At 70.4% G+C, this 23,869-nt stretch carries 20 protein-coding genes; 3 read left to right on the top strand and 17 right to left on the bottom strand.

The genetic code is table 11. The features are described 5' to 3' along the window. Positions 1-60 precede the first annotated feature (60 nt). Entirely contained in the window at positions 61-939 is an 879-nt protein-coding gene (locus Q9R19_RS12580) for an aldo/keto reductase (protein ID WP_311256739.1), read from the bottom strand. A gap of 85 nt (positions 940-1,024) precedes the next feature. Between Q9R19_RS12580 and Q9R19_RS12575 the strand changes: the two genes are divergently transcribed. Next, on the top strand, positions 1,025-1,627 hold the full coding sequence (locus Q9R19_RS12575; protein ID WP_311256738.1) for a helix-turn-helix domain-containing protein: 603 nt from the start codon (positions 1,025-1,027) through the stop codon (positions 1,625-1,627). A 12-nt stretch (positions 1,628-1,639) separates the two neighbouring features. Next, a complete protein-coding gene (locus Q9R19_RS12570; protein ID WP_311256737.1) occupies positions 1,640-2,413 on the top strand; it encodes an HAD-IIB family hydrolase in 774 nt (257 codons plus the stop codon). An 18-nt stretch (positions 2,414-2,431) separates the two neighbouring features. Here Q9R19_RS12570 and Q9R19_RS12565 read toward each other — a convergent pair whose 3' ends face one another. From Q9R19_RS12565 to pta, 14 genes are all read right to left on the bottom strand, one after another. After that, complete coding sequence (locus tag Q9R19_RS12565; RefSeq protein ID WP_311256736.1) at positions 2,432-3,691, bottom strand: alpha-hydroxy acid oxidase; 1,260 nt, start codon at positions 3,689-3,691, stop codon at positions 2,432-2,434. Between the two features lie 25 nt (positions 3,692-3,716). After that, positions 3,717-4,433: an FCD domain-containing protein gene (locus Q9R19_RS12560; protein ID WP_311256735.1), complete on the bottom strand. Its 717-nt coding sequence runs from the start codon at positions 4,431-4,433 to the stop codon at positions 3,717-3,719. Positions 4,434-4,545: 112 nt separating this feature from the next. After that, a complete protein-coding gene (locus Q9R19_RS12555) occupies positions 4,546-5,175 on the bottom strand; it encodes a thymidine kinase (protein WP_311256734.1) in 630 nt (209 codons plus the stop codon). Positions 5,176-5,185: 10 nt separating this feature from the next. Beyond that, a complete protein-coding gene (mqo, locus tag Q9R19_RS12550; RefSeq protein ID WP_311256733.1) occupies positions 5,186-6,646 on the bottom strand; it encodes a malate dehydrogenase (quinone) in 1,461 nt (486 codons plus the stop codon). A gap of 122 nt (positions 6,647-6,768) precedes the next feature. Beyond that, entirely contained in the window at positions 6,769-7,842 is a 1,074-nt protein-coding gene (locus tag Q9R19_RS12545) for an aspartate-semialdehyde dehydrogenase (protein WP_311256732.1), read from the bottom strand. A gap of 154 nt (positions 7,843-7,996) precedes the next feature. Beyond that, positions 7,997-8,452 (bottom strand): GNAT family N-acetyltransferase, encoded by a 456-nt coding sequence (locus tag Q9R19_RS12540; protein WP_311256731.1) that lies wholly within the window; start codon positions 8,450-8,452, stop codon positions 7,997-7,999. A gap of 171 nt (positions 8,453-8,623) precedes the next feature. Next, on the bottom strand, positions 8,624-9,910 hold the full coding sequence (locus Q9R19_RS12535) for an aspartate kinase (protein ID WP_311256730.1): 1,287 nt from the start codon (positions 9,908-9,910) through the stop codon (positions 8,624-8,626). A 98-nt stretch (positions 9,911-10,008) separates the two neighbouring features. After that, positions 10,009-10,932, bottom strand: coding sequence for an EamA family transporter (locus tag Q9R19_RS12530; RefSeq protein ID WP_311256729.1), 924 nt, complete (start codon positions 10,930-10,932; stop codon positions 10,009-10,011). After that, on the bottom strand, positions 10,929-11,522 hold the full coding sequence (recR, locus tag Q9R19_RS12525; RefSeq protein ID WP_311256728.1) for a recombination mediator RecR: 594 nt from the start codon (positions 11,520-11,522) through the stop codon (positions 10,929-10,931). The genes Q9R19_RS12530 and recR overlap by 4 nt, the downstream gene beginning before the upstream one ends. Beyond that, a complete protein-coding gene (locus Q9R19_RS12520) occupies positions 11,522-13,861 on the bottom strand; it encodes a DNA polymerase III subunit gamma and tau (protein WP_311256727.1) in 2,340 nt (779 codons plus the stop codon). Before Q9R19_RS12520 ends, recR begins: the two co-directional genes overlap by 1 nt. A gap of 55 nt (positions 13,862-13,916) precedes the next feature. After that, on the bottom strand, positions 13,917-16,409 hold the full coding sequence (locus Q9R19_RS12515; protein WP_311256726.1) for a glycosyl hydrolase family 65 protein: 2,493 nt from the start codon (positions 16,407-16,409) through the stop codon (positions 13,917-13,919). Positions 16,410-16,475: 66 nt separating this feature from the next. Next, positions 16,476-17,216 (bottom strand): beta-phosphoglucomutase family hydrolase, encoded by a 741-nt coding sequence (locus tag Q9R19_RS12510; RefSeq protein ID WP_311256725.1) that lies wholly within the window; start codon positions 17,214-17,216, stop codon positions 16,476-16,478. A 69-nt stretch (positions 17,217-17,285) separates the two neighbouring features. Then, positions 17,286-18,509 (bottom strand): acetate kinase, encoded by a 1,224-nt coding sequence (locus Q9R19_RS12505; RefSeq protein WP_311256724.1) that lies wholly within the window; start codon positions 18,507-18,509, stop codon positions 17,286-17,288. Next, positions 18,506-20,620, bottom strand: coding sequence for a phosphate acetyltransferase (gene pta, locus Q9R19_RS12500; RefSeq protein WP_311256723.1), 2,115 nt, complete (start codon positions 20,618-20,620; stop codon positions 18,506-18,508). The genes Q9R19_RS12505 and pta overlap by 4 nt, the downstream gene beginning before the upstream one ends. 229 nt (positions 20,621-20,849) lie before the next feature. On the opposite strand from pta, the gene Q9R19_RS12495 reads away from it, so the two are divergent. Beyond that, positions 20,850-22,553: an HNH endonuclease gene (locus Q9R19_RS12495; protein WP_311256722.1), complete on the top strand. Its 1,704-nt coding sequence runs from the start codon at positions 20,850-20,852 to the stop codon at positions 22,551-22,553. 15 nt (positions 22,554-22,568) lie between these two features. Here the strand turns inward: Q9R19_RS12495 and Q9R19_RS12490 are convergent, their stop codons facing one another. Then, positions 22,569-23,132, bottom strand: a complete 564-nt coding sequence (locus Q9R19_RS12490) for a hypothetical protein (protein ID WP_311256721.1) — start codon at positions 23,130-23,132, stop codon at positions 22,569-22,571. A gap of 65 nt (positions 23,133-23,197) precedes the next feature. Continuing rightward, positions 23,198-23,800, bottom strand: coding sequence for a rhomboid family intramembrane serine protease (locus Q9R19_RS12485; protein WP_311256720.1), 603 nt, complete (start codon positions 23,798-23,800; stop codon positions 23,198-23,200). Between the last annotated feature and the right edge of the window lie 69 nt (positions 23,801-23,869).

Here is a 23,869-nt window from a genome sequence, read left to right as displayed (position 1 = left end):
CGCCCTCAGGGCGGGGTCCTGCGGCTTCTCCGTCACTGCGCTCCGCACGCGCGGCATCCCTCACTGCCCGAGGGCGTCCAGCCGCGCCAGTGCATCCTCTCCCAGCTCCAGATCAGCTGCGGCCATGTTCTGCTCCAGGTGCGCGATGCTCACGGTGCCGGGGATCAGCACCGTGCGCCGCTCGTGCGCGAGCAGCCACGCGAGCCCTACCTGCGAGGCGGTGACGTCCAGTTCTTCCGCGATCGCGATGACCGTCGCGTCGTCGGTGACTCTGCGGCGATCGGCGAATCCTGAGCCGAGCGGAAAATAGGGCACCCAGGCGATCTCGCTCCTCCGGCACTCGTCGAGCACGGGCTCGGCGGCGCGCTCGAGCACGTTGTAGCCGTTCTGCACGGCGGCGATGCCGATCGGCGCGGCATGCCGGACCTGCGCCGCGTCGACGTGGCTCAGCCCGATCGCGCCGATCTTCCCCTCATCACGCAGCGCCATGAGCTCGGCCAGCTGCGCGTCGATGTCGACCCGCTGCTCCCCCTCGGCGACGATCCCCGGTGCCACGTCGAGCCGGCGCAGATAGGCCAGCTCGAGCCGCTCGGTGCCCAGCGAGGTCAGGTTGTCCTCCACCTGGCTGCGCAGCTGGCTCGGATGCTGCGCGGCGATCAGGCTGCCGTCGGGGGCGTTGTCCACGCCGAGCTTGACTCCCACGACCAGGTCGCCGCCGAACGGAGCGAGCGCTGTCCGCACGAGCGCGTTGCAGGCTCCCGCGCCGTAGAACCACGAGGTGTCGATGTGATTCACGCCCAGGTCGACGGCCCGTCTGAGCACGGCGGCGGCGGCGTCGGGGCCGACTCGGCCGCCGTGGGTGAGCTGCATGGCGCCATACCCCATGCGTGAGACGGGACGCCCGCAGAGCGACACGGTGGTGCCGTGATCGAGATCCATGTTGTTCCCTTCGTGAGACACTGGTGTTGATTCGGAGGAAGCTCCGTTTCACTGGGCAGACTAACAGAACCGGAGGCCCCTCCGCATGACTGAAGACGACACCCGGCGACCTCGCGCGGACGCGCAGCGAAACCGCGAGCGCCTGCTGCACGCGGCCCGCGAGGCGTTCTCGGAGGCGCGCCGCACCGGCCGCCCGGCGACGCTGGATCGGATCGCGCAGCAGGCGGGCGTCGGCATCGGCACGCTGTACCGCCACTTCCCCACTCGGGACGCGCTGACCGAAGCGCTCTACCGCGACGACGTGGAGCAGCTGTGCGAGTCGGCGGGAGCACTCGCGGCCCGGATGCCGGCGGACCGCGCCCTGCGGGAGTGGATGAACCGCATGGCCGACCACGTCGACGCCAAGCACGAGCTCGGCGACGCCCTTCGTGCGCTGATCGACACCGGCGTGGTCACCGCGCCGGCATCACGCCGGCGGCTCGCCGGGGCGATCGACCTGCTCGTGCGCGCCGGACGTGAGGACGGAACCCTGCGCGCCGATGTGAGTCCCGACGATGTCATCACCGCCATCGTCGGTCTGATCATGGCCACCGAGGTGGCCGGCGGGCGCGCTCAGCTCGACCGGCTCTTCGATCTGCTGCTCCATGCGCTGATCGCGCATGCGGGCGACGTCCCCGCACTCGAATAGGCTGGAGGCACTATGACCACGCCCCGTCTCGTCGCCTTCGACCTCGATGACACGCTCGCCCCGTCGAAGGGCAGGATCGACGTCCGCATCGCCGATCTGCTGCGCGCACTGCTGCAGCGGGTGGAGGTGGCGATCATCTCCGGCGGCAACGAGGACCAGTTCCGCCGCCAGGTGATCGCCCAGCTGAACGATGCCACGGCATCCGACCTGACCCGGCTGCACCTGCTGCCCACCTGCGGCACCCGCTACCTGCGCCACGACGGCACCGACTTCACCGCCGTCTACGCCCACGACCTCACCGACCGGGAGAAGACCGACGCGCTCACCGCCCTGCGCGAGGAGGCCGAACGCCTGAACCTGTGGGAGCCGCAGCCCTGGGGCGAGATCCTCGAGGACCGCGGCTCGCAGATCACGTTCTCGGCGCTGGGTCAGCAGGCTCCGCGCGACGCCAAGCACGCCTGGGACCCCGACGGCACCAAGCGCGCCGCGCTCCGCGACGCCGTCGCCCCGCGCCTGCCCGGCCTCGAGGTCCGCTCCGGCGGCTCCACGAGCATCGACATCACCCGCGCCGGCATCGACAAGGCCTACGGCATGCGCCGGCTCGCCGAGCTCACCGGCATCCCTCTGCCGGACATGCTCTTCTACGGCGACCGCCTCGACGAAGGCGGCAACGACTACCCGGTCCTCGCCATCGGCGTGCCCTCCATCGCCGTCGACGGGTGGGAGGACACCGCCGACAGACTCGACGAGCTCATCGCGCGCCTCCCCGAGGCCGTCGCCGGCTGAGCCCGGCGAGACACCGCCTCAGCGGACGACCGACTCCGCAGCATCCGTCGCGACCGGCATCAGGCGCGCGAGCTGCGTGACGTGCGACGGCTCGAGCTCGGCCAGAGACGAGACGCCGAGCAGGCGCATGGTGCGCTCGATCTCGGTGCGCAGGATCGCGATCGTGCGGTCGACGCCCTCGCGCCCGCCGGCCATCAGGCCGTACAGGTAGGCGCGGCCGATCAGCGTGAAGTCGGCGCCAAGTGCGACGGATGCCACGATGTCGGCCCCGTTCATGATGCCGGTGTCCACCATCACCGTGAAGTCGTCGCCCACGGCCTTGCGCACGTGCGGCAGCAGGCGGAAGGGGATCGGCGCGCGGTCGAGCTGCCGCCCGCCGTGGTTGGAGAGCACGATGCCGTCGACACCGGCATCCCTCAGCCGCACCGAGTCCTCGACGTTCTGCACGCCCTTGATGACGATCTTCCCGGGCCACAGGTCGCGGATGACCGCGAGGTCGTCGTAGCTGATCGTGGGGTCCATGGCGGCGTCCAGCAGCTCGCCGACAGTGCCACCGGTGGTGCTCAGCGACGCGAACTCGAGCTTGGGCGTGGTGAGGAAGTCGTACCACCACCACGGCCGCGGGATCGCGTTGATGATCGTGCCGAGGGTCAGCTGCGGCGGGATGCTGAAGCCGTTGCGCTTGTCGCGCAGGCGGGCGCCCGCCACCGGCGTGTCCACGGTGAAGTGCAGCGTGTCGAAGCCGGCGGCGGCGGCCCGCCGGGTGAGCTCGTAGGAGATCTCACGGTCGCGCATGACATACAGCTGGAACCAGTTGCGCCCGTGCGGGTTGGCCTGCTTCACACCCTCGATCGAGGTGGTGCCGAGAGTGGAGAGGGTGAACGGGATGCCGGCCGCCGCGGCCGCACCGGCTCCCGCGACCTCGCCCTCGGTCTGCATCAGCCGGGTGAAGCCGGTGGGTGCGATGCCGAACGGCAGCGCCGACGGCCCGCCGAGGATCTCGACGCTCGTGTCGACGGTGGGGGCGGGCTTGAGGATGCCGGGGTGGAACTCCACGTCCTCGAACGCCTGCCGTGCGCGCGCCAGCGACAGCTCGCCCTCGGCCGCGCCGTCGGTGTAGTCGAAGGCGGCCTTCGGCGTGCGGCGCTTGGCGATCGTGCGCAGGTCGTAGATCGTGAGCGCGGCGTCGAGGCGGCGCTTGCGGCCGTTGAGCTCGGGCTTCTTGAACTTCATCAGCTCGAGCAGCTCGGCGGGGTTGGGCAGCTGTCGCTGGACCATGGTGTTCTCCTTCGGAAGGCGGGTGTCAGTGGTCGCCGGGCACGAGCCCGGCGGCGGTGTAGTAGCCGGTGATGTGGTCGCGCACCAGGGCGCGCGACGTGTCTGCGCGGCCCGCCTCGATGGCGTCGACGATGCCGTGGTGCTCGGCGCGCAGCCGGGATGCCATGGCCTCCCAGTCCTCGATGCGCGCGGACCCCTCCCGCACGTAGGACTCGATCGCGGTGCGCAGGCCCGCCATCATCGCGGCGATGACGGTGTTCCCGGATGCCTCGGCCAGGGCGTAGTGCAGCTCGGCATCCAGCGCCAGGAACTCGGGCGCGGTGAGGCCCTCGGCATCCATCGCGGTCAGGATGCCGCGGATGCCGGAGAGGTCGCGCTGCGGATCGGATGCCAGGCGCGCGGCCACGGCGTCCTCCAGCACGAGCCGGGTCTGCACGACGTCCGCGAGCGGGAAGCCCTGCGCGGCCACCTGGAGCCGCAGCAGCGTGGACATGCCGCCGGACGGTGCGGCGATGACGATCGCGCCCGCCTGCGGGCCTGAGCCGGTCGCGGTGCGGATCAGGCCCATCACCTCGAGCACACGCAGCGCCTCGCGCACGCTCGAGCGGCCGACCCCCAGGTCGGCGGAGAGATCCCGCTCGGAGGGCAGCCGGTCGCCGGGACCGAGACGTCCCTCGACCAGATCGCGCTCGATGCTCTCGAGCACGGTGCGCCACGCGCGCGCGGCTGTGACTTCCGGCATCCATCCTCCTGTGGTCTGACCACAGGCTACTCCGTGTGGTCTGACCACGCAAGCAGGCCGGCGACGCTTCGACAGGCTCAGCGACCCAGGGATTGGCACCCGGCGACGATTTTCAGCCGAGCACGCCGCCGGACTCGCGCAGGTAGCAGTCGCCGCACAGCGACTCGTACGTCACCGAGGCGCCGTCGATCGCGACCTGGTCGCCGTCGAACACGAACCGGTCGTCGATCTTGCGGCCGTTGAACACGGCCTTGCGACCGCAGCGGCAGATCGTCTTCAGCTCCTCCAGCGTGTGCGCCACCGCCAGCAGCCGCGCCGAGCCCGGGAACGCCTGGGTGCGGAAGTCGTTGCGGATGCCGTAGGCGAGCACCGGGATGCCGTCGAGCACCGCGATGCGGAACAGATCGTCGATCTGCGCTGCGGTCAGGAACTGCGCCTCGTCGATCAGCAGGCAGGCCACATCGACCGGCTCGGCGGGGAGCAGCTCCTCCTGCATCTCGGCGCGCACGCGCGCGCGATGCTCCTCGAACAGCGCTCTCACGTCGTCATCGGGCCCGACGAGGAAGTCGACCTCGCGCGTCATCCCCAGCCGACTGGCGATCTGCGAGGCCCCCTTGGTGTCGATCGCGGGCTTGGCGAGCAGCACCCGCTGCCCGCGCTCCTCGTAGTTGTAGGCGGCCTGCAGCAGCGCGGTCGACTTGCCTGAGTTCATCGCGCCGTAGCGGAAGTACAACTTCGCCACGGTGGTCTCGTCAGTTCTGCAGCGACAGCGTCGCCGAGGTCTCGGCGAAGGTCTTCTCTGCCAGCTCGGGCCGGTCGTTCAGCGTCTCCCCCAGGGTCGGGATCAGCTCGCGCAGCGCGGGCTCCCAGCCGGCGTACTGCTCGGGGAAGCAGCGCTTGAGCAGCCCGAGCATGATCGGCACGGCCGTCGATGCTCCGGGCGACGCGCCCAGCAGACCCGAGATCGACCCGTCCGCCGAGGTGATGACCTCGGTGCCGAACTGCAGGTTGCCGTTGTGCATCACCTGGGCGCGCTGGCCGGCCTGCCGCAGCACCCAGTCCTCGTCCCTGGCATCCGGCATCAGCTCGCGCAGGTCGTCCACCTTGCGGCCGTGGTTCTTGAGCAGCTCGCTGACCAGGTACTTGATCAGGTCGAAGTTGGTGACCGCGACCTTCAGCATGCTGAACAGGTTCGACGGACGCACCTGCGTGACGATGTCCCAGTTGGAGCCGTTCTTCAGGAACTTGGGGCTGAAGGTGGCGAACGGTCCGAACAGCACGGAGGTCTCACCGTCGACGACGCGGGTGTCCAGGTGCGGAACCGACATCGGCGGGGCGCCCACCGTCGCCTTCGAGTACACCTTGGCGTGATGCTTGGCGACGATCTCGGGCTTGGTGGTCATCAGCCACTGGCCGCCGATCGGGAAGCATCCGTAGCCCTTGATCTCGGGGATGCCGCTGTTCTGCAGCAGCTTGAGCGCCCAGCCCCCTGCACCGACGAACACGAAGCGCGCCTTGATCTGATTCGGTGTGCGTCCCAGGGTGCGGCGGCTCTTGACCAGCCAGGTGCCGTCCTTCTGCCGCTTGAGCGAGCGCACCTCGTGGTTGGGCAGCACCTGCACGCCGGCCTCGGTCAGATGAGCGAACAGCTGGCGGGTCAGCGACCCGAAGTCCACGTCGGTGCCGCCGCTGACGCGTGTGGCGGCGAAGGGCGCATCGGCGGCGAGGCGCTTCTCCATCAGCAGCGGCGCCCACTGGTTGATGACGCGGGAGTCCTCGCTGTACTCCATGTCGGCGAACAGCGTCTGCTTCGACAGCGCCTCATACCGGGTCTTCAGGAACGAGACGTTCTTCTCACCGCGCACGAAGGTCATGTGCGGGGTCGGGTTGATGAACGTGTCGGGCTCGCTGAGCACGCCCCGGTCGATCAGGGTCGACCAGAACTGGCGGCTCAGCTGGAACTGCTCGTTGATCGAGACGGCCTTGGTCACGTCGACGCTGCCGTCGGGCTTCTCCGGCGTGTAGTTCAGCTCGCAGAGGGCGGCGTGACCGGTGCCGGCGTTGTTGAACGCGTTCGAGCTCTCCTCGGCGACGTCGCTCAGTCGCTCGTAGGCGACGATCTTCCAGTCCGGCTGCAGTTCGCGCAGCAGGGTACCCAGAGTGGCGGACATGATGCCCCCACCGATCAGAACGACATCGACGGTTTCAGTCACCCGACAAGTCTAGCCGCCGGCATCCGTCCCGCTTTCCGCCCCACCTGCCCGTCTATGTGGCGCTTTGCGCCCCGAAACCGGATCAACTGGGGCCGCTTGCGCCACATAGACGGGAAGTGGGGTCAGGCGGACGCGGGAGCGAGGCGCCTCGTGAGCTCCTCGGCGATCTGCACGGCGTTCAGCGCCGCGCCCTTGCGCAGGTTGTCGTTGCTGATGAACAGCACCAGCCCCTTGCCCTCGGGTGCGGACTGGTCGGCGCGGATGCGGCCGACGAAGCTCGGGTCCTTGCCCGCCGCCTGCAGCGGGGTGGGCACCTCGTCGACCACGACGCCGGGGGCCGCGGCGAGCACCTCGTACGCCCGCTCAGGGGTGATGTCGTCGGTGAACTCGGCGTGGATCGAGAGCGAGTGACCGGTGAAGACGGGCACGCGCACGCAGGTGCCGGCGACGCGCAGGTCCGGCAGACCCAGGATCTTGCGGCTCTCGTTGCGGAGCTTCTTCTCCTCGTCGGTCTCGTTGTCGCCGTCGTCGACGATGGCGCCGGCCAGCGGGATGACGTCGAACGCGATCGGGGCGACGTACTTCTCCGGCTGCGGGAAGTCGACGGCCGAGCCGTCGTGCACCAGCCGCAGCGTGTCACCCTGCGCGAGCACGCCCTCCACCTGGCCGAGCAGCTCCTGCGCACCGGCCAGACCCGAACCCGAGACGGCCTGGTAGGTGCTCACGATCAGACGCTCCAGGCCCGCCGCCTCGTGCAGCGCCTTCATCACCGGCATCGCGGCCATCGTGGTGCAGTTCGGGTTGGCGATGATGCCCTTGGGACGCTCGTCCATGGCATCCGGGTTCACCTCGCTGACCACCAGCGGAACCTCGGGATCCATCCGCCACGCGCTGGAGTTGTCGACCACCACGGCGCCGGCCGCGGCGAACCTCTCCGCGTAAGCGCGGCTGGCGGTCGCGCCGGCCGAGAAGAGCGCGATGTCGATGCCTGCGGCATCCGCCGTCTCGACGTCCTCCACGACGACCTCGGTGCCCCCGAAATCGACGGACCGACCCGCTGAGCGGGCGGAGGCGAACAGCCGCAGCTCGCGGATCGGGAACGCGCGCTCGGCGAGGATCTCGCGCATCACGGTGCCGACCTGTCCGGTCGCGCCGACGATGGCGATCGAGAATCCTGAGTCGGAGATACGGGTCATGAGCTGTCCTTGGCGTGAGACGATGCGCCAGGCTCAGCCCCGGGTGAGGATGCTGCGCCCGGCGCCGATGTCAGGGTTGCCGCGAGTCTACCGGGTCGTGGCGCGGGCGGGATCGGTCGTGACGGACGGCGGCTTCTGCGGAGGGATGCTGCGCTCAGACCTGGTCGATGTACGTGTGGAAGGGGGCGCGGAGCGCGACCCGCTCGTACAGGCGCTGTGCGTCGGTGTTGGTGTACGACGTGATCCAGCGCACCTCGATCAGGCCCTCGTCGCGAGCGATCTCGTGCAGCCGGGTCAGCAGCGCGCGGCCGACTCCCCCGCCGCGGGTGTGCGGCGAGACGAAGAGGTCGTCGAGGAAGATCGCCGTGGCGCCGCGTGAGGGCCGGGAGAACCGGCGCCAGTGCGCGAGCGCGATCGGGATGCCGTCGCGCACGGCGACCAGCCCGTTCAGCTCGTGGGCCGGATCGAGCAGCCAGCCCCAGACCGTGTCGATGACGGCGTCGTCGTGCTCGAGCTCGTAGAAGTCCCGGTAGCCGCGGAACAGCGCGGCCCACGCGCCGCGATCGGAGGACTCGATCGGGCGGATCGTGGGACCGGCATCCGTCGTCATCCGACGATCGTATCCGGCGTCCGCTCGCGACGGCGGAGGGCACAGGTGTCGGCGGAATGCACGGATGTCGGCTCAGAAGAGCCTTCTCGTCCGACATCCGTGATCTGGGCTGACATCTGTGCGGTCAGTGACGCGGGAGTGCGGCGATCCTCAGGGTGCAGCGGATGCCGTTCAGCGGCCGGTGCCGGCGTGGACGACGGCCTCGATCTCGCTGTCCAGGCCGTAGGCGCTGTGCACGGTGCGGGCGGCCTCGGCGAGGTCGGCGCCGCGCAGCACCACCGAGATGCGGATCTCGGAGGTGGAGATCATCTCGATGTTGATGCCGCCCTTGCTGAGCGCGTCGAAGAGGATCTCGGAGACGCCCGAGTGCGTGCGCATGCCCGCGCCCACGACCGAGAGCTTGCCGATCTGGTCGTCGTGCAGCAGGTTCTCGAACCCCACCTCGGACTGCTCGACGGCGAGCGCCTTGAGCGTGGCCGGCGCGTCGGCCTTGGAGAGGGTGAAGGAGATGTCGGTGCGGCCGGTGGATGCCGCGGACACGTTCTGCACGATCATGTCGACGTTGGCGCCCGACTTCGAGACGATCTTGAAGATCTCAGCCGCCTTGCCCGGCACGTCGGGCACGCCCGCGACGGTGATCTTGGCCTGGCTGAGGTCGGTGGCGACGCCCGCGACGATGGGTTCTTCCATGGCTGCTCCCTCGGTTTCGCGGGGGTTCTTCATGCCCTCGCCCAGAACGTAGGTGCCCTCGGACGACGAGAACGTCGACCGCGCGTGGATGAGCACGCGATGGCGGCGCGCGTACTCGACCGCGCGGATGTAGAGCACCTTGGCCCCGTTGGCGGCGAGCTCGAGCATCTCCTCGCTGGAGACGTGATCGAGCTTGCGCGCCAGGGGGATGACGCGCGGGTCGGCGGTGTAGATGCCGTCGACGTCGCTGTAGATCTCGCACACGTCCGCTTTCAGTGCCGCGGCCAGCGCGACCGCGGTGGTGTCGGAGCCGCCTCGGCCGAGCGTGGTGATGTCGCGGGTGTCGCGGTTGAAGCCCTGGAAGCCGGCGACGATCACGATGGCGCCCTCGTCCAGCGCTTCACGCAGCCGGATCGGGGTGACGTCGACGATGCGCGCCTTGCCGTGGTGCGAATCGGTGATCATGCCGGCCTGGCTGCCGGTGAACGAGCGCGCCTCGAAGCCCATCGAGTGGATGGTCATCGCCAGCAGCGCCATCGAGATGCGCTCCCCGCTGGAGAGCAGCATGTCCAGTTCGCGCGGTGCGGGGATGGGTGCCACCTCGTGCGCGAGATCGAGCAGCTCGTCGGTGGTGTCGCCCATCGCGCTGACCGCGACCACGACGTCGTGCCCGGCGCGACGCGTGTCGACGATGCGCTTGGCGACGCGCTTGATGCTCTCTGCGTCGGCGACGGACGATCCGCCGTACTTCTGCACGATCAGGGCCACGATCACTCCCGGGGACGGTGGGCGGTACCGCCCAGGATCATTGTACGGATCGCCTCCATGCCGCCCGCCGCATGTGACGGGTCGCCGGCCGCAATCCGCTAGTCAGTCAGGACAGGGGCGGATGCGGATGCCCGGGGCCTGAGCCGCCCGCCGGTGGCGGCGAACCAGCATCCGAGCAGGATGATCGGGAACCCGATCAGCAGCCCGGGCGTGACCGGCTCCGCCACCAGCACGGTGCCGAGCACGATCGCGACGATCGGGTTGATGTAGGTGAACAGCGGCGCCCGCACCGGCCCGACCTCGCGGATCAGCGCGAAGAAGGCGACGAACGCGAGCGCCGTGCAGATCACCCCGAGCAGCACCAGCGATCCCGCCGAGCGCAGCGTCGGCGGCTCGTGCGGGGTCAGCAGAGCGGCCGGGACGTACGCCAGGCCGATCGCGAACAGCGCCAGTGTGATGGTGCCGATCGAGGGGACGTCGGCCAGCTTGTGCGCGATGATGAACGGCGCGATCGCGTACATCACCGCGGTCAGCAGGATCTCGCCGATCGCGAGGACGCTGCCGGGCTCGCGCGGGAACAGCCCGGGACCGGCGACCACGATGGCCACTCCCACGAATCCGACGATCAAGCCGCCCAGGCGCACGGGCGCCAGCGCGGAACGATCGCCGCGCAGCAGTGCGATGATGACGGCGAACAGCGGCACGGTGGCGACCAGCAGCCCGGTCAGTCCCGAGGGCAGCTGCGTCTCGGCGTGGCTGAGCAGCAGGAACGGCCCGCCCATCTCCACCAGCCCGAACAGCAGCACCCAGGGCCAGTGCTGCCAGGCGGCCTTGAGCGCACCGCTGCGGATCGCGAACGGCAGCAGCACCAGGCCGCCCAGCAGCGTGCGGCCAGAGACGACGGCGGGAGGGCCGAAGGTCTGGACAGCCTCTTTGATGAACAGGTAGGTGATGCCCCACACGAACGCCATGACGGCGAACAGCAGCCAGCCTCTGCGGGTGAACCCGCCGTGCGCGTTCACAGGCGGCGACGACCCTCGAAGGCCCGCCCCAGCGTCACCTCGTCCGCGTACTCCAGGTCGCCGCCGACCGGCAGGCCGGAGGCCAGGCGCGAGACCGCGATCTGCATGCTCGTCAGCAGCCTGCTGAGATAACTGGCCGTGGCCTCGCCCTCCAGGTTGGGGTTCGTGGCGAGGATGACCTCCTGAACCGTGCCGTCGGCGAGGCGAGCCATCAGCTGCGCGATGCGCAGATCGTCGGGCCCGACGCCCGCGATCGGGCTGATGGCGCCGCCGAGCACGTGGTACAGCCCGCGGAACTCGCGGGTGCGCTCGATGGCGGCCACGTCCTTGGCATCCTCGACCACGCAGATCAGTTCGGGGCTGCGGCGCGGGTCGCGGCAGATCGCGCAGCGATCCTGCTCGGACACGTTGCCGCACACCTCGCAGAACCGCACGCGGGCGCGCACCTCGGTGAGCAGCTCCGACAGGCGTGCGACGTCGAAGGAGGGCGTCTGCAGAATGTGGAAGGCGATGCGCTGCGCCGATTTCGGCCCGATGCCGGGCAGTCGGCCGAACTCGTCGATCAGCTCCTGAACGATTCCGTCGTACATCAGCTGAACCTCGTCGGGGGCTGGTAGGGCTCCTCACGCAGGAACGTCGCGCCGAGCACCTGCCGGATCACGGCCTCGCCCCGTCGCTCCACGCCGCCGGGCGCAGGGGCGCTTCGGGGAGCGGCCGGAGCCGCCTGCTGCGCCGCGGGAGCAGGTGCAGGTGGTGCGGGTGCGGCGGGAGCGGGTGCCGGCGCCGGCGAGTCCCGGTGCGGCGGGTCGTACTCGGGGTCGTACGGCGGCTCGTCATCGTACGGGGGCACGTCGTCGTACGGCGACGCCTCTCCGTCCCGGGGCGCGTCGATCGCGCCGTCCACGGGCGGCTGCGGAGCGGATGCCGATGCCTCGACCTCGGCCGGCTCCTCGTCCACCGGGAACTGCTGCTGCCGCGCGGGAGCGGCGACGGACGCGGCCACCGGCGCGGACGCGGCGCCATCGGGCGCGGCATCCGGTGCCGACGAGGGAATCGGCGCGACGGCCCACTCGGTGACGGCAGCGGCCGACTGACGGGACGAAGATGCGGGAGCGGAAGCCGCGGGCGCCGAAGCTGCGGATGCCGTGGGCGCCGTGCCCTGTGCCCCGCCGTGCTGCTCGCGGTCGCCGACCGGCTCGGGACTGCTCATCGGGTTGGCCCAGCCCGAGGCCGGTGCGTCGTCGCCGGCGCGATCGGAGGCGGGCGGCTGCGGACGCGTCGGGGAATCCGGCCGCGCGGACCCGCCGCCGTCGGAGGGCGGCAGCGGCGCGGGAAGGTACTTCACCGTGACGCCGAGCTCCTGCTCGATCGATGCGCGCAGGTGGTCGGAGGGACCCTGGCCCGGCTTGGTGCCCTTGAACTTCGGCACATCGGCGGGGCTCGCGAACCCGAGCGTGAGCACCCCGGTGTCGGCATCGTAGGCGAGTGGCTGCGTGCCGGTGGCGACGAGCCAGGATGCACGGCTGACCTCCGCCAGGCGAGCGAGCACCGCCGGCCAGGCCGCGACGACGCGCTCGAAGGTGACCGGACCCGTCGGCGCGGGCTGCGCCGGGGCGTCCTGCGACGGGCTCGGGGACCCAGCATCCGAATCAGACGAGGTGTCGGACGCCGGGGCGCTGCCCTTCGACGGGGTCAGGGACCCAGCGTCCGGGGCCGCGGCGCCCTTCGACGGGCTCAGGGACCCGGCATCCGGGGCGGGGGCGCTGCCCTTCGACGGGCTCAGGGACCCGGCTTCAGTCGTCGGGGGTGCGGCCGGAGCGCCGGCGAGCACTCGGGCGACCATGAGCTCGAGGTGCAGGCGCGGCGAAGTCGCGCCGGTCATGTCGTCGAGCGCCTGGCTCACGAGGTCGGCCGTGCGGGACAGACGCGCGGGTCCGAAGGAGGCCGCCTGCGCCCGCATCCGATCCAGCTCGTCGGCGGGCAGGCCGCGCAGCACGGCTGAGGCGCCGTCGCCGACGGCGGCGATGACGATCAGGTCGCGCAGCCGCTCGAGCAGATCGTCGACGAAGCGGCGCGGATCCTGTCCGGTCTGCACCACCCTGTCGACGGCGGGGAACGCCGAGGCCGCATCGCCCGCGGCGAGCGCCTCGGCGATCTCGTCGAGCAGGGCCGCGTGCGTGTAGCCGAGCAGCGCCACCGCGCGCTCGTAGGAGACGACCACGCCGGCCTCACCCGAGGCATCGGACCCGGCGATCAGCTGGTCCAGCAGCGAGAGCGTGTCGCGCGGAGACCCGCCGCCGGCCCGGACCACCAGGCCCAGCACACCCTGCTCGACCTGCACGCCCTCTTCGGCGCAGAGCCTCTCGACGTACTCGATCATCGCCGCGGGCGGCACGAGCCGGAAGGGATAGTGGTGGGTGCGGGAGCGGATCGTGCCGAGCACCTTCTCGGGCTCGGTGGTCGCGAAGATGAACTTCACGTGCTCCGGCGGCTCCTCCACCAGCTTCAGCAGAGCGTTGAAGCCCTGCGGGGTCACCATGTGCGCCTCATCGAGGATGAAGATCTTGTAGCGATCGCGGCTGGGCGCGAAGGTGGCCCTCTCGCGCAGGTCGCGCGCGTCGTCGACGCCGTTGTGGCTGGCCGCGTCGATCTCGACGACATCCAGCGACCCGCCGCCGCTGCGCGACAGCTCGACGCAGCTGGGGCACACGCCGCAGGGCGTGTCGGTGGGGCCCTCCGCGCAGTTCAGGCAGCGCGCGAGAATGCGCGCCGACGTGGTCTTGCCGCACCCGCGCGGCCCGGAGAACAGATAGGCGTGCCCCACGCGGTCGCCGCGCAGCGCGGTCATGAGCGGATCCGTCACCTGGGACTGGCCGATCATCTCCGCGAAGGTCTCGGGCCGGTAGCGGCGGTAGAGGGCTGTCGTCACCCGTCCAGCCTACGGCGTGGTGCCGACATCGGTTCCGCCCGTCCCCAGCATCCGCTCAATCCTCGTAGACGCCGAGGATCGGGATCGTCGTGGTGGTGACGGGGATGCTCGGCGACATCAGCGTTCCGTCGTCACGACGCGCATCCTCGAACTGCTGCAGCGTGGGACGCCCCGGCCGCACCGGCCCCTGGTCGGCCAGCGCCACGACAGCGGGCTCCGCCAGCGCCGTGCGGTACGAGACCCCGCGCACGCTGAAGTCGACCGGGTCGCCGGCGCGCACCTCGACGCGCAGCGCCTCGCGGGTGAGCGTGACCATCAGGTCGGTGCCGCGCCACTGCAGGGGGTAGGCCAGCTCGGGCCATTCCTCGGGCAGGCGCGGATCGAAGTCGAGCAGCCCGTCGTGGTCGCGCATGCCGCCGAAACCGGACACCAGCATCGTCCACACGCCCCCGGCCGATGCCACGTGCACGCCGTCCGAGGCGTTGCGGTGCAGATCGGCCAGGTCGACGAACAGCGAGCCCCGGAAGTACTTCAGCGCCAGCTCCTGATAGCCGACCTCGGCGGCCATGATCGACTGCACGACCCCGGACAGCGTCGAGTCGCCCGTGGTGAGCGGGTCGTAGTAGTCGAAGTCGGCCAGCTTCTCCTCGGCGCTGAAGTGATTGCCCTGCAGGAACAGCGCCAGCACCACGTCGGCCTGCTTGAGCACCTGGAACCGGTAGATCACCAGCGGGTGGTAGTGCAGCAGCAGCGGCCGCTGATCCGGGGAAGTGCCCTCCAGATCCCACACCTCGCGCTCCAGGAACAGCGAGTCCTGCGGATGGATGCCCAGCGCTTCGCTGAACGGGATGTGGATGGCCTCCGCCGCCCGCTCCCAGGCATCCCGCTCCCCCGCATCCAGACCAGTGCGCTCCACGAGCGCCGCGTACGCCGCCGGGTCGCGCTCCGCCATCTCGCCGACGATCCGCGCCGCGAAGCGCAGGTTGTACCGGGCCATCACGTTCGTGAACAGGTTGTCGTTGACCACGGTGGTGTACTCGTCGGGTCCGGTGACCCCGTGGATGTGGAAGGTCGAGTCGCCGTTGGTGCCGCGCCAGAAGCCCAGCGTCGCCCACAGCCGCGCGGTCTCCACCGCGATGTCGGCGGCCTCACGGCGCAGGAACTCCTCATCACCCGTGGCCCGCACGTACTTGCCGAGCGCATAGCTGACGTCTGCGTTGATGTGGTACTGCGCGGTGCCTGCCGCGTAGTAGGCGGAGGCCTCCTCGCCGTTGATCGTGCGCCACGGGAACAGCGCCCCGGCCTCGTTCAGCTGTGCGGCGCGGCGTCGGGCGGCGGGGAGCATGAGCACACGCGCGCGCAGCGCGTTCTTGGCCCACTGCGGCGACGTGTAGGTGAGGAACGGGAGCACGTAGATCTCGGTGTCCCAGAAGTAGTGGCCGCTGTAGCCCGACCCCGTCAGCCCCTTGGCCGGCACGCCGTTACCATCGGCACGCGACGCCGCCTGCGCGAGCTGGAACAGGCACCAGCGGGTGGCCTGCTGCAGGTCGTCCTGGCCGGCGATGCGCACGTCGGAGCGCTCCCAGAACTCGCTCAGCCACTCCTGCTGCGCGCGGAAGAGGGCATCCACGCCCTCCACGCCGACCCTGTCCAGCGAGCGACGGCAGCGGTCGACGAGCTCACGCGGCGGCACACCGCGGGAGCTGTGGTAGCTGACGATCTTGCTGATCCTGATCGGCACGCCCGCCTTCGCCTGCACGCGGAACACGTTCTTGGCGATGTCCGGCTCGATCAGCGTGCGCGCGCTGTAGTCGTTCTCGGTCTCCACCACGTGGTCGGCGACCACCGCGACGGTCATGCCCGAGTCGGTCACCTGATAGGACAGCGCCGAGCGCAGTCCGTCCTGCCAGTACTCCACCGGCTGCAGCACGCGGGCGGTGATCCGCTCCGCCTTGCGCGGATCGAAGGCGCCCTTCCCCTCCGACTTCGCCGCCATCGGGTCGCCCGCGTAGATTCCGGCGCCGTCCTGCCTGTTCAGCAGCTGGCAGCTGATCGTGACGGGGGCGTCGGCGTTCTCCACCACCAGCTCCAGGCGCAGCACGGCCAGGTGGCGCTCGTCGAAGCTGACGATGCGCTCGTCGTGCATGCGCACGCGCTTGCCTGAGGGCGTCATCCACACCACGGTGCGCGAGAGGATTCCGGTGCGCATGTCGAGCACGCGCGAGTACTCGTGGATCTCGGTCTCGTCGAAGGAGAGCGGCTCGTCATCGATGTAGACGCGCATCACCTTGGCATCCGGAGCGTTGACGATCGTCTGGCCCACCTCGGCGAAGCCGTACGCCTGCTCGGCGTGCCGGATCGGCCAGGTCTCGTGCAGGCCGTTGATGAACGTGCCGTGCTCGTGCGCACCTCGGCCCTCGATGTGGTTGCCGCGCAGTCCGAGGTAGCCGTTGCCGACCGAGAACACCGTCTCGGAGACGCCGTCCTCCTCGTAGCGGGACTCGATCAGACGCCAGGGGTCCACGGGGTAGCGTTCGCGGTCGATCACTTCGACTCCTCTGATCGCTCAGTACAGCGCATGCATTCTCCCAAGGGGGATTCTGAGTGGGGGGTGTCAGTTCGCGTCGTCGGGAAGCAGACGGGCAAGATCATCGACGATACAGGTGGCGCCGGCCTCGCGCAGCGCGGTCGGTCCCGCGCCGCGGTCGACGCCGATCACGGTCGCATAACCGGCGGATGCTGCGGATGCGGCGCCCGAGACGGCATCCTCGACGGCCACCGCCGCGGAGGGCGCGACGCCCAGCATCCGCGCGCCCTCGGCGAACATGTCCGGAGCGGGTTTGGATGCCAGACGCTCGCGCTCGGCGACCACGCCGTCGACGACGACCGGGAAGAAGTCGCGGATGCCTGCGGATGCCAGCACCTCGCCCGCGTTCTTCGAACTGGACACGACACCCATCGGCACGGATGCGTCTTTCAGCAGCTCGAGGAGCGCGAGCGAACCGGGGTACGGCGCGATGCCCTCGGCGCGCAGGGCCGCGGCGAACGCGTCGTTCTTGCGGTTGCCGATGCCGCAGATCGTCTCCGCCTCGGGTGGGTCGGCGATCTCGCCCCACGGGATCTCGATGTTGCGGCTGCGCAGCAGGCTGGCGACGCCGTCGTAGCGCTTCTTGCCGTCCACGTACGCGAAGTAGTCGGCATCCGTGTACGGGTCGGTCACGCCCCACCGTGCCAGCACATCGTCGAACACCTTCTGCCAGGCGCGCATGTGCACCTCGGCGGTCGGCGTCAGCACCCCGTCGAGGTCGAAGAGCACTCCGGCGGCGCGGCGCAGGTCGGGCAGCAATGCGGTCACGGAACCTCCATCAGCGAACGAGCGTGTCCAGCCTAATGAACGAGCCAGGCGGATTCCGAGTGGATGCGGTCAACCGGCGCTGATGGTCTGCCGCGCGATCTCGAGCTCCTCGTCGGTGGGCACCACCAGCACCTCCACGGCGGAATCATCGGCCGAGATGCGTCGGATGCCGTGCGAGCGCGCCGCATTGCGCTCGGGGTCCACTCGCAGTCCCAGGAACCCGAGCGTGGCCAGGGCATCCGCGCGCACGTCCGCCGCGTTCTCGCCGACGCCGGCGGTGAACGAGATCACGTCCACGCCGCCGAGCTGGGCGATGTACGCACCGGCGTAGGCGCGCAGCCGGTGGATGTACACGTCGTAGGCGAGCGTCGCGGCCTGCTCCCCCGCGGCTCTGCCGGCGAGGATGTCGCGCATGTCGCTGCGCCCGGCAAGGCCGAGCAGTCCGCTGCGCTTGTTGAGCAGGTCGTCCAGCTCATCGGCATCCATTCCGGCCCGCCTCGACAGCTGCAGCTGCACGGCCGGGTCGATGTCGCCGGACCGGGTGCCCATCACCAGCCCCTCCAGCGGCGTGAAGCCCATCGAGGTCTCCACGGAGCGCCCGGCGTCCACTGCCGTCACCGACGCGCCGTTGCCGAGATGGAAGACGAGCTGGCGCAGCTCGCGCACCTCGCGGCCGAGGAAGGCGGCTGCGGCCTCGGAGACATACTTGTGACTGGTGCCGTGGAACCCGTAGCGGCGGATGCGGTGCTCGCGCGCGGTCGCCGCGTCGATCGCGTAGGTGTAGGCCGCCGCGGGAAGCGTCTGATGGAACGCGGTGTCGAACACCGCCACGTGGGGCACGTCGGGGAACGCCGAGCGCGCCGCACGGATGCCTGCCAGGTTGGCGGGATTGTGCAGCGGGGCGAGCACCGACAGCTCGTCGATGTCGGTCTCCACGCGTGCGGTGATCACGGTGGGCTCGAAGAAGCGCGCGCCGCCATGGACGACCCGGTGGCCGACCGCGACCGGCGGATGCTGCGCCAGGCCCGGTCCGTGCTGAGCGAACTGGTCGAGCATCAGGGCGAACGCCGCGTCGTGATCGGCCACCGCCTGCTCGGCGGAGTGAGTGGCATCGAGCATGGCCGGCGCGGCCTGACCCGGCTCTGCGACCACCCGCACCCGGTGGCTCACCATTCCCTGATCCTGCCCGATGCGCTCGATCAGCCCGGAGGCCAGCTCGGCCTCGCGCGCCACGTCGATCAGGCTGTACTTCAGCGACGACGACCCGCTGTTGATGACGAGCACGACGCTCATGCGCGGTTCTCCTGCGCCTGGATCGCGGTGATCGCGACCGTGTTGACGATGTCGTCGACCAGCGCGCCGCGCGACAGGTCGTTGATGGGCCTGTTCAGCCCCTGCAGCACCGGTCCGATGGCGACGGCGCCGGCCGAGCGCTGCACGGCCTTGTACGTGTTGTTGCCGGTGTTCAGATCGGGGAACACGAACACCGTGGCGCGGCCGGCGACCGCCGACCCTGGCAGCTTGGCGGCGGCCACTGCGGCGTCGGCGGCCGCGTCGTACTGGATCGGCCCCTCGACCGGAAGACCGGGTTCGCGCGAGCGCACCAGCGCGGTCGCCTCGCGCACCTTGTCCACGTCGGCACCCGACCCCGACTCGCCGGTGGAGTAGGAGAGCATGGCCACGCGCGGGTCGATGCCGAACTGCCGTGCGGTCGCCGCGGACGAGATCGCGATGTCGGCGAGCTGGGTGCTGGTGGGGTCGGGGATGACCGCGCAGTCGCCGTAGACCAGCACGCGGTCGGCGAGCGCCATCAGGAACACGCTGGAGACGACGTCGACTCCGGGCCGTGTCCTGATGATCTCGAACGACGGGCGGATCGTGTGCGCCGTGGTGTGCGCGGCCCCGGAGACCATGCCGTCGGCCAGCCCGAGATGCACCATCATCGTGCCGAAGTACGACACGTCGGTCACGGTGTCGGCGGCCTGCTGCAGGGTGATCCCCTTGTGGGCGCGCAAGCGTGCGTACTCGGCAGCGAACCGCTCCACGTGCTCGGGATCGGTGGGGCTGAGCACCTGCGCGCCGGCCAGTTCGAGGCCCAGCGCCGTCGCGCGGGCGCGCACCTCGGCCTCATCTCCCAGGATCGTCAGGTCGGCGACCTCGCGTGCGAGCAGGATGGCGGCGGCACGGAGGATGCGGTCATCACCGCCCTCGGGCAGCACGATGCGCCGGCGGTCGGCGCGGGCGCGTTCGATGAGGCCGTACTGGAACATCAGCGGGGTGACCACGGTCGACTGCGCCAGGCCCAGTTCGATAGTCAGCTCGGTCAGGTCGACGTGCGTCTGGAACAGGGCGAGTGCGCGTTCGTACCGCTGTCCGGACTCCAGGCTCATCCGCCCGCGGCTGCTCATGATGCGGGTGGCGGTGTCGAAGGTGCCGTGGTCGGTGGCGATGATCGGGATGCCGGGGGCGAAGCCCTCCAGCAGCCGTTGGATGGGCTCGGGGAGCTCGAAGGGCCCGTTCAGCACGATGCCGGCGATCTGAGGGAAGGTTCCCGAGGCGGATGCCAGCAGGGCCGCCAGCAGCACCTCCGTGCGGTCGGCGGCGATCACCAGCACTGCTCCCTCGGTGATGCGCGGCAGCACGTTGACCATCGACATCCCCGAGATGACGACGTCCAGCGCCTCACGGTCCAGCAGCGCCTCATCTCCCTTGAGCAGGCGCCCGTCCACCGCACGCAGCACTCCGCGCATCGACGGTGCGACCAGCATCCGGTCCTCGGGCACAGCCCACACCGGTGTCTGCCGTGGCTGCGCGGCCTGCACCTGCTCGATCATCGCGTCCAGCCCGTGCGGCTCGGCGCGATTGACGACCACGGCGAACAGCTCGGCCCGCTCGGCGACCAGCTCCGCGAACGCCAGCGAGGCCAGCTGCCCGACCTGCTCGGGCGTGCGAGCGGTGGTGGTGCCCAGCTGCTCGGCCTGACGCTGCTGGTCGCGGCCGGAGAGCACGAGCAGCACGGGCGCACCGAGATTCGCGGCGATCCGTGCGTTGTAACCCAGCTCTGCGGGGCTCGCCACGGCGGTGTAGTCGCTGCCGATCACGACGACCGCGTCGCACTGCGCCTCGACGGCCTTGAAGCGCGCGACGATCGTCGCCAGCGCGCCTTCCGGGTCGCGGCGCACGTCCTCGTAGGTGACGCCCACGCACTCGTCGTAGTCCAACTGCACGCCGTCGTGGGCGAGCATCAGCTCCAGCACGTGATCGCGCTCATCCCAGGAGCGTGCGATGGGGCGGAACACCCCGACCCGCTGCGATACGCGCATCAGTGCGTCGAGCACCCCGAGCGCGATCGTGGACTTGCCCGTGTGCCCCTCGGCCGAGGTGATGTAGATGCTGCGCGCCACGCCGCCAGCCTACTGACCCGGGCCGGATGGCGGGCTGCTGACGCCGAGCTCGTCGGCCGCCTCTGGTCCTCCCCGCTACCGGCGGTCACAACTCTGACGATCGGGGCACCAGTGGAGTCGTCTCTTCGAATCAGCGCGGTCGTCGAGCGACCGTCAGCGAATCGAAACGCACACGAAGGAACTCCTCGCGCCTGTTGCCTCATTCGAAGATATGTACTACACTCGAAGCATGGACCACGACTTCGGAGCTCTCCACGAGCAGCGGCTCGCGCTGCTGGATGCGTGGGCTTCGAAGCAGCGCGACATCGCTCGTCTGCAGGCGGAGGCCGCCGAGCTGCTCGCCGAGCGGTGGGTCCTGTTCGAAGAGGAGCTTCACGCGGAGCCGATGCACGCTCGGTCCATCGAGCGCTCGATGATGGCGCAGTACGCGGCCGCGGGACACGTGTCGAAGGGGGCGATGGAGTTCGCGTTCACCGATGCGCGCATGCTGGGCCAGTTCCCCGCCGTCCGCGCCGCATTCGCCGACGGGCGGATCACGCCGCCGCACGTGCGCGATGTCCTCCGCGAGTCTCAGCCCGTGCGGGAGGCGATCGACACCGGCGAGGTGACCCCGGACACGCTCGCCCTGTATGAGCAGGCGTGTCTGGAAGTCGCCGAGCGCGACACGGCCGCGCGGACGAAGGCGCACGCCCGCCGCGTCGCCGCGGCCCTGGCCGGGCTGACCGTGGTGGAGCAGCAGAAGAAGGCGTTTTCGGAACGATCCATCACCGTCCGATCCGTCGGCGACGGCCTCGCGCTGCTGCAGGCCGTCCTCCCGGAGCATCTCGCGATCGCGATCCACGACCGGCTCACGAAGATGGCCCGGCATCTGCGCGGGCATCCCGAAGACCGCGACACCCCGCTCGAAGAGCCGACCGACGCCCAGTGGGCGGCATGGGAAGCCGAATGGGCTGCCGCCGACCGCGCCGAGCAGACGCGCCTCGAGGAGATCGCCCGCCGCGCCGCCGCAGAGGCCGCGAAGGCCGCTGCGGCGGAAGCCGCTGACGCGCCCGGCCTCGAGCCTGACGCTGACTCCGACTCCCGCCACGAACCCGACCCCGACCCCGACCCCGACTCCGAGGTCGCCTTCCGGGAACTGATCGCCCGACATCTCGATGCCGACGGCTTCTGGATCGACGACGACCCCGACTCCAGCGATCCCCGACCGGAACCGGATCTGAACCGCTGGACGGACCCGCGTGCCGACCCCGACAGCCCCTGCATCATCCGTCTTCCGGACGAATCGCGCACGTTCGACCAGCTGCGCGCCGACCTGCTCACCGACCTGCTGCTCACCGGCGACCCGTCCGCCGCACACGGGTCAGGGCTGGACGGCATCCGCGCGACCGTCCAGGTGACGGTGACCGCCACCACGTTGATCGGGCAGGACGAGCGGCCGGCCGAGCTCGACGGGCACGGTCCGATCCGCCCCGAGGTCGCGCGGGCTCTCGCCGGCGGCACGAAGGGATGGACGAGGCTGTTCCTCGACCCGGAAGGATTCGTGACGCAGACCGACTCGTACACCCCCACCGAGTCCATGTGCCGCTTCCTGCGCGCACGGGATCAGCACTGCCGATTCCCCGGCTGCCGGCAGCCGGTCCACCGCTGCGAGAGGGACCACAACGTCGACTGGGCCCTGGGCGGCACGACCAGCATCGACAACCTCGCCCACTTCTGCAGGGCCCACCACACGCTCAAGCATCCGGACCTCCCCGACTTCGCCCGCTGGACCGCGCGGCAGACCTCCGACCGATCGGTCGAATGGACGGACCCGGACGGCCGCACGCATCACGACCTCGAGCGGCCGCGCGTGATGTTCGTCCCGACCGAGCCGCTTCAGAGCGGCTGGCCGAGCACGCCCCTCACCGCCCAGGAGGCCGGCTCGCCGTTCTGATCGCGCGGAGTCTCGCTATCCGCCGCATGCCCCGGACAGCGCATCCACGACGGCCGTCGCGTCGTCCTGGAAGCGGGCGTAGTGCTCGCGGTCGGCGTTGATCTGCACGCGGTTGATCGCGTGCGAGGGCGGCATCCGCTGCCAGCCGGACAGCCTCCCCAACCGCGTGAAGAACTTCGTCGCCGCGGTGGCCGGGTCCATGCGCTCGTCGACGCTCCCCCACCACTTCTGCTGCTGGAAGAGCCCGATGCTGCTGGTGCGGCTTCCATCAGGATTGGTGACGCCGGAGGTCTCCCAGTCGCCGTAGTCGATATTGCGCAGCGAGCTCTCCCCCATCGCCGCCATCACGCCGACGATCTGCCCGTCACGTCCGAAGCCGAGCTCCCGTCCCGTGCGGACAATGGTCGCCGCGTTCTCGAGCTGCTCGCCGCGCCACCCGGCGACGCCGGCTGCGGGGAACGTCTGCGGCCGGTCGGCGCAGTACCGATCCGGTCGCGGCGCGGTCAGCAGGCTCACGCCGACGAGCACCCCCACCAGCACGACCGCAACTGCGGCCGTGATGCCGGTGATGCGCCGCATCCGCCTCCGCTCCCTGCGTCGACGGGCGCGGTGCCGCAGCACGGTCGCGCGGGACCGGCGCCCGCTCACTCCGCCGACCCGCGCCGCCGCCTGCCGCTGAGGGCCGTCAAGCCGCCGCCGATCGCACCGAACAGGTGCGCCTGCCACGAGACGCCCGGTGCCGCCCCCAGGATGCCGGCGACCATCGTGGCTCCGTACAGCACGACGACGATGACGGCGATCGCGGCATACGCCACTCGATGCGCGACCCGCCCCGGCGCGACCACGCGCAGCACCACGTAACCGAAGTACCCGAACACGAGCACGGATGCCCCGACCGTGAGCGTTCCCGGCGCATTCAGCAGCCAGGTTCCTGCACCCCCGACGAGCGCGACCACCACCGTCACCAGCCAGAACCTGCGCGCCCCCTCGACGGCGACAAGGCAGCCGAGCACCAGGAACGGCACGGAGTTGCCGATCAGATGCGGCCAGTTCGCGTGCAGCAGCGGACCGAGCACGAAGCCCTGCAGGCTGCCCAGGTCCCACGAGCGCAGGCCCCAGCCGACGAAGGTTCCGGGCAGCGCGGCATCCGCGATCCGAATCCCCCACATCAGCGCCAGCAGTCCGACCGGCGCCAGAAAGCGCGACCCTCGCGAAGCGAGGACGGCGGGAGGGGCGGATGCTGTCACAACACGATCCTCGCAGGTGATCCGGTGAGCACGATCCAGACAGTACGACCCGGACAGCACGACCCGGAC

The sequence above is a fragment of the Microbacterium sp. ARD32 genome, assembly GCF_031844385.1.
In the GTDB taxonomy this organism is placed as follows: domain Bacteria; phylum Actinomycetota; class Actinomycetes; order Actinomycetales; family Microbacteriaceae; genus Microbacterium.
The sequence above is the reverse complement of the archived record's forward strand: the minus strand, read 5'-3'. Positions and strand labels throughout refer to the sequence as shown.

Bases quoted from the DNA above. Each gene is read 5' to 3' on its own strand.
- Q9R19_RS12580 (WP_311256739.1), bottom strand. From the start codon at position 939: ATGGATCTCGATCACGGCACCACCGTGTCGCTCTGCGGGCGTCCCGTC.
- Q9R19_RS12575 (WP_311256738.1), top strand. From the start codon at position 1,025: ATGACTGAAGACGACACCCGGCGACCTCGCGCGGACGCGCAGCGAAAC.
- Q9R19_RS12570 (WP_311256737.1), top strand. From the start codon at position 1,640: ATGACCACGCCCCGTCTCGTCGCCTTCGACCTCGATGACACGCTCGCC.
- Q9R19_RS12565 (WP_311256736.1), bottom strand. From the start codon at position 3,691: ATGGTCCAGCGACAGCTGCCCAACCCCGCCGAGCTGCTCGAGCTGATG.
- Q9R19_RS12560 (WP_311256735.1), bottom strand. From the start codon at position 4,433: ATGCCGGAAGTCACAGCCGCGCGCGCGTGGCGCACCGTGCTCGAGAGC.
- Q9R19_RS12545 (WP_311256732.1), bottom strand. From the start codon at position 7,842: ATGACCCGTATCTCCGACTCAGGATTCTCGATCGCCATCGTCGGCGCG.
- Q9R19_RS12540 (WP_311256731.1), bottom strand. From the start codon at position 8,452: ATGACGACGGATGCCGGTCCCACGATCCGCCCGATCGAGTCCTCCGAT.
- recR (WP_311256728.1), bottom strand. From the start codon at position 11,522: ATGTACGACGGAATCGTTCAGGAGCTGATCGACGAGTTCGGCCGACTG.
- Q9R19_RS12505 (WP_311256724.1), bottom strand. From the start codon at position 18,509: ATGAGCGTCGTGCTCGTCATCAACAGCGGGTCGTCGTCGCTGAAGTAC.
- Q9R19_RS12495 (WP_311256722.1), top strand. From the start codon at position 20,850: ATGGACCACGACTTCGGAGCTCTCCACGAGCAGCGGCTCGCGCTGCTG.
- Q9R19_RS12490 (WP_311256721.1), bottom strand. From the start codon at position 23,132: ATGCGGCGCATCACCGGCATCACGGCCGCAGTTGCGGTCGTGCTGGTG.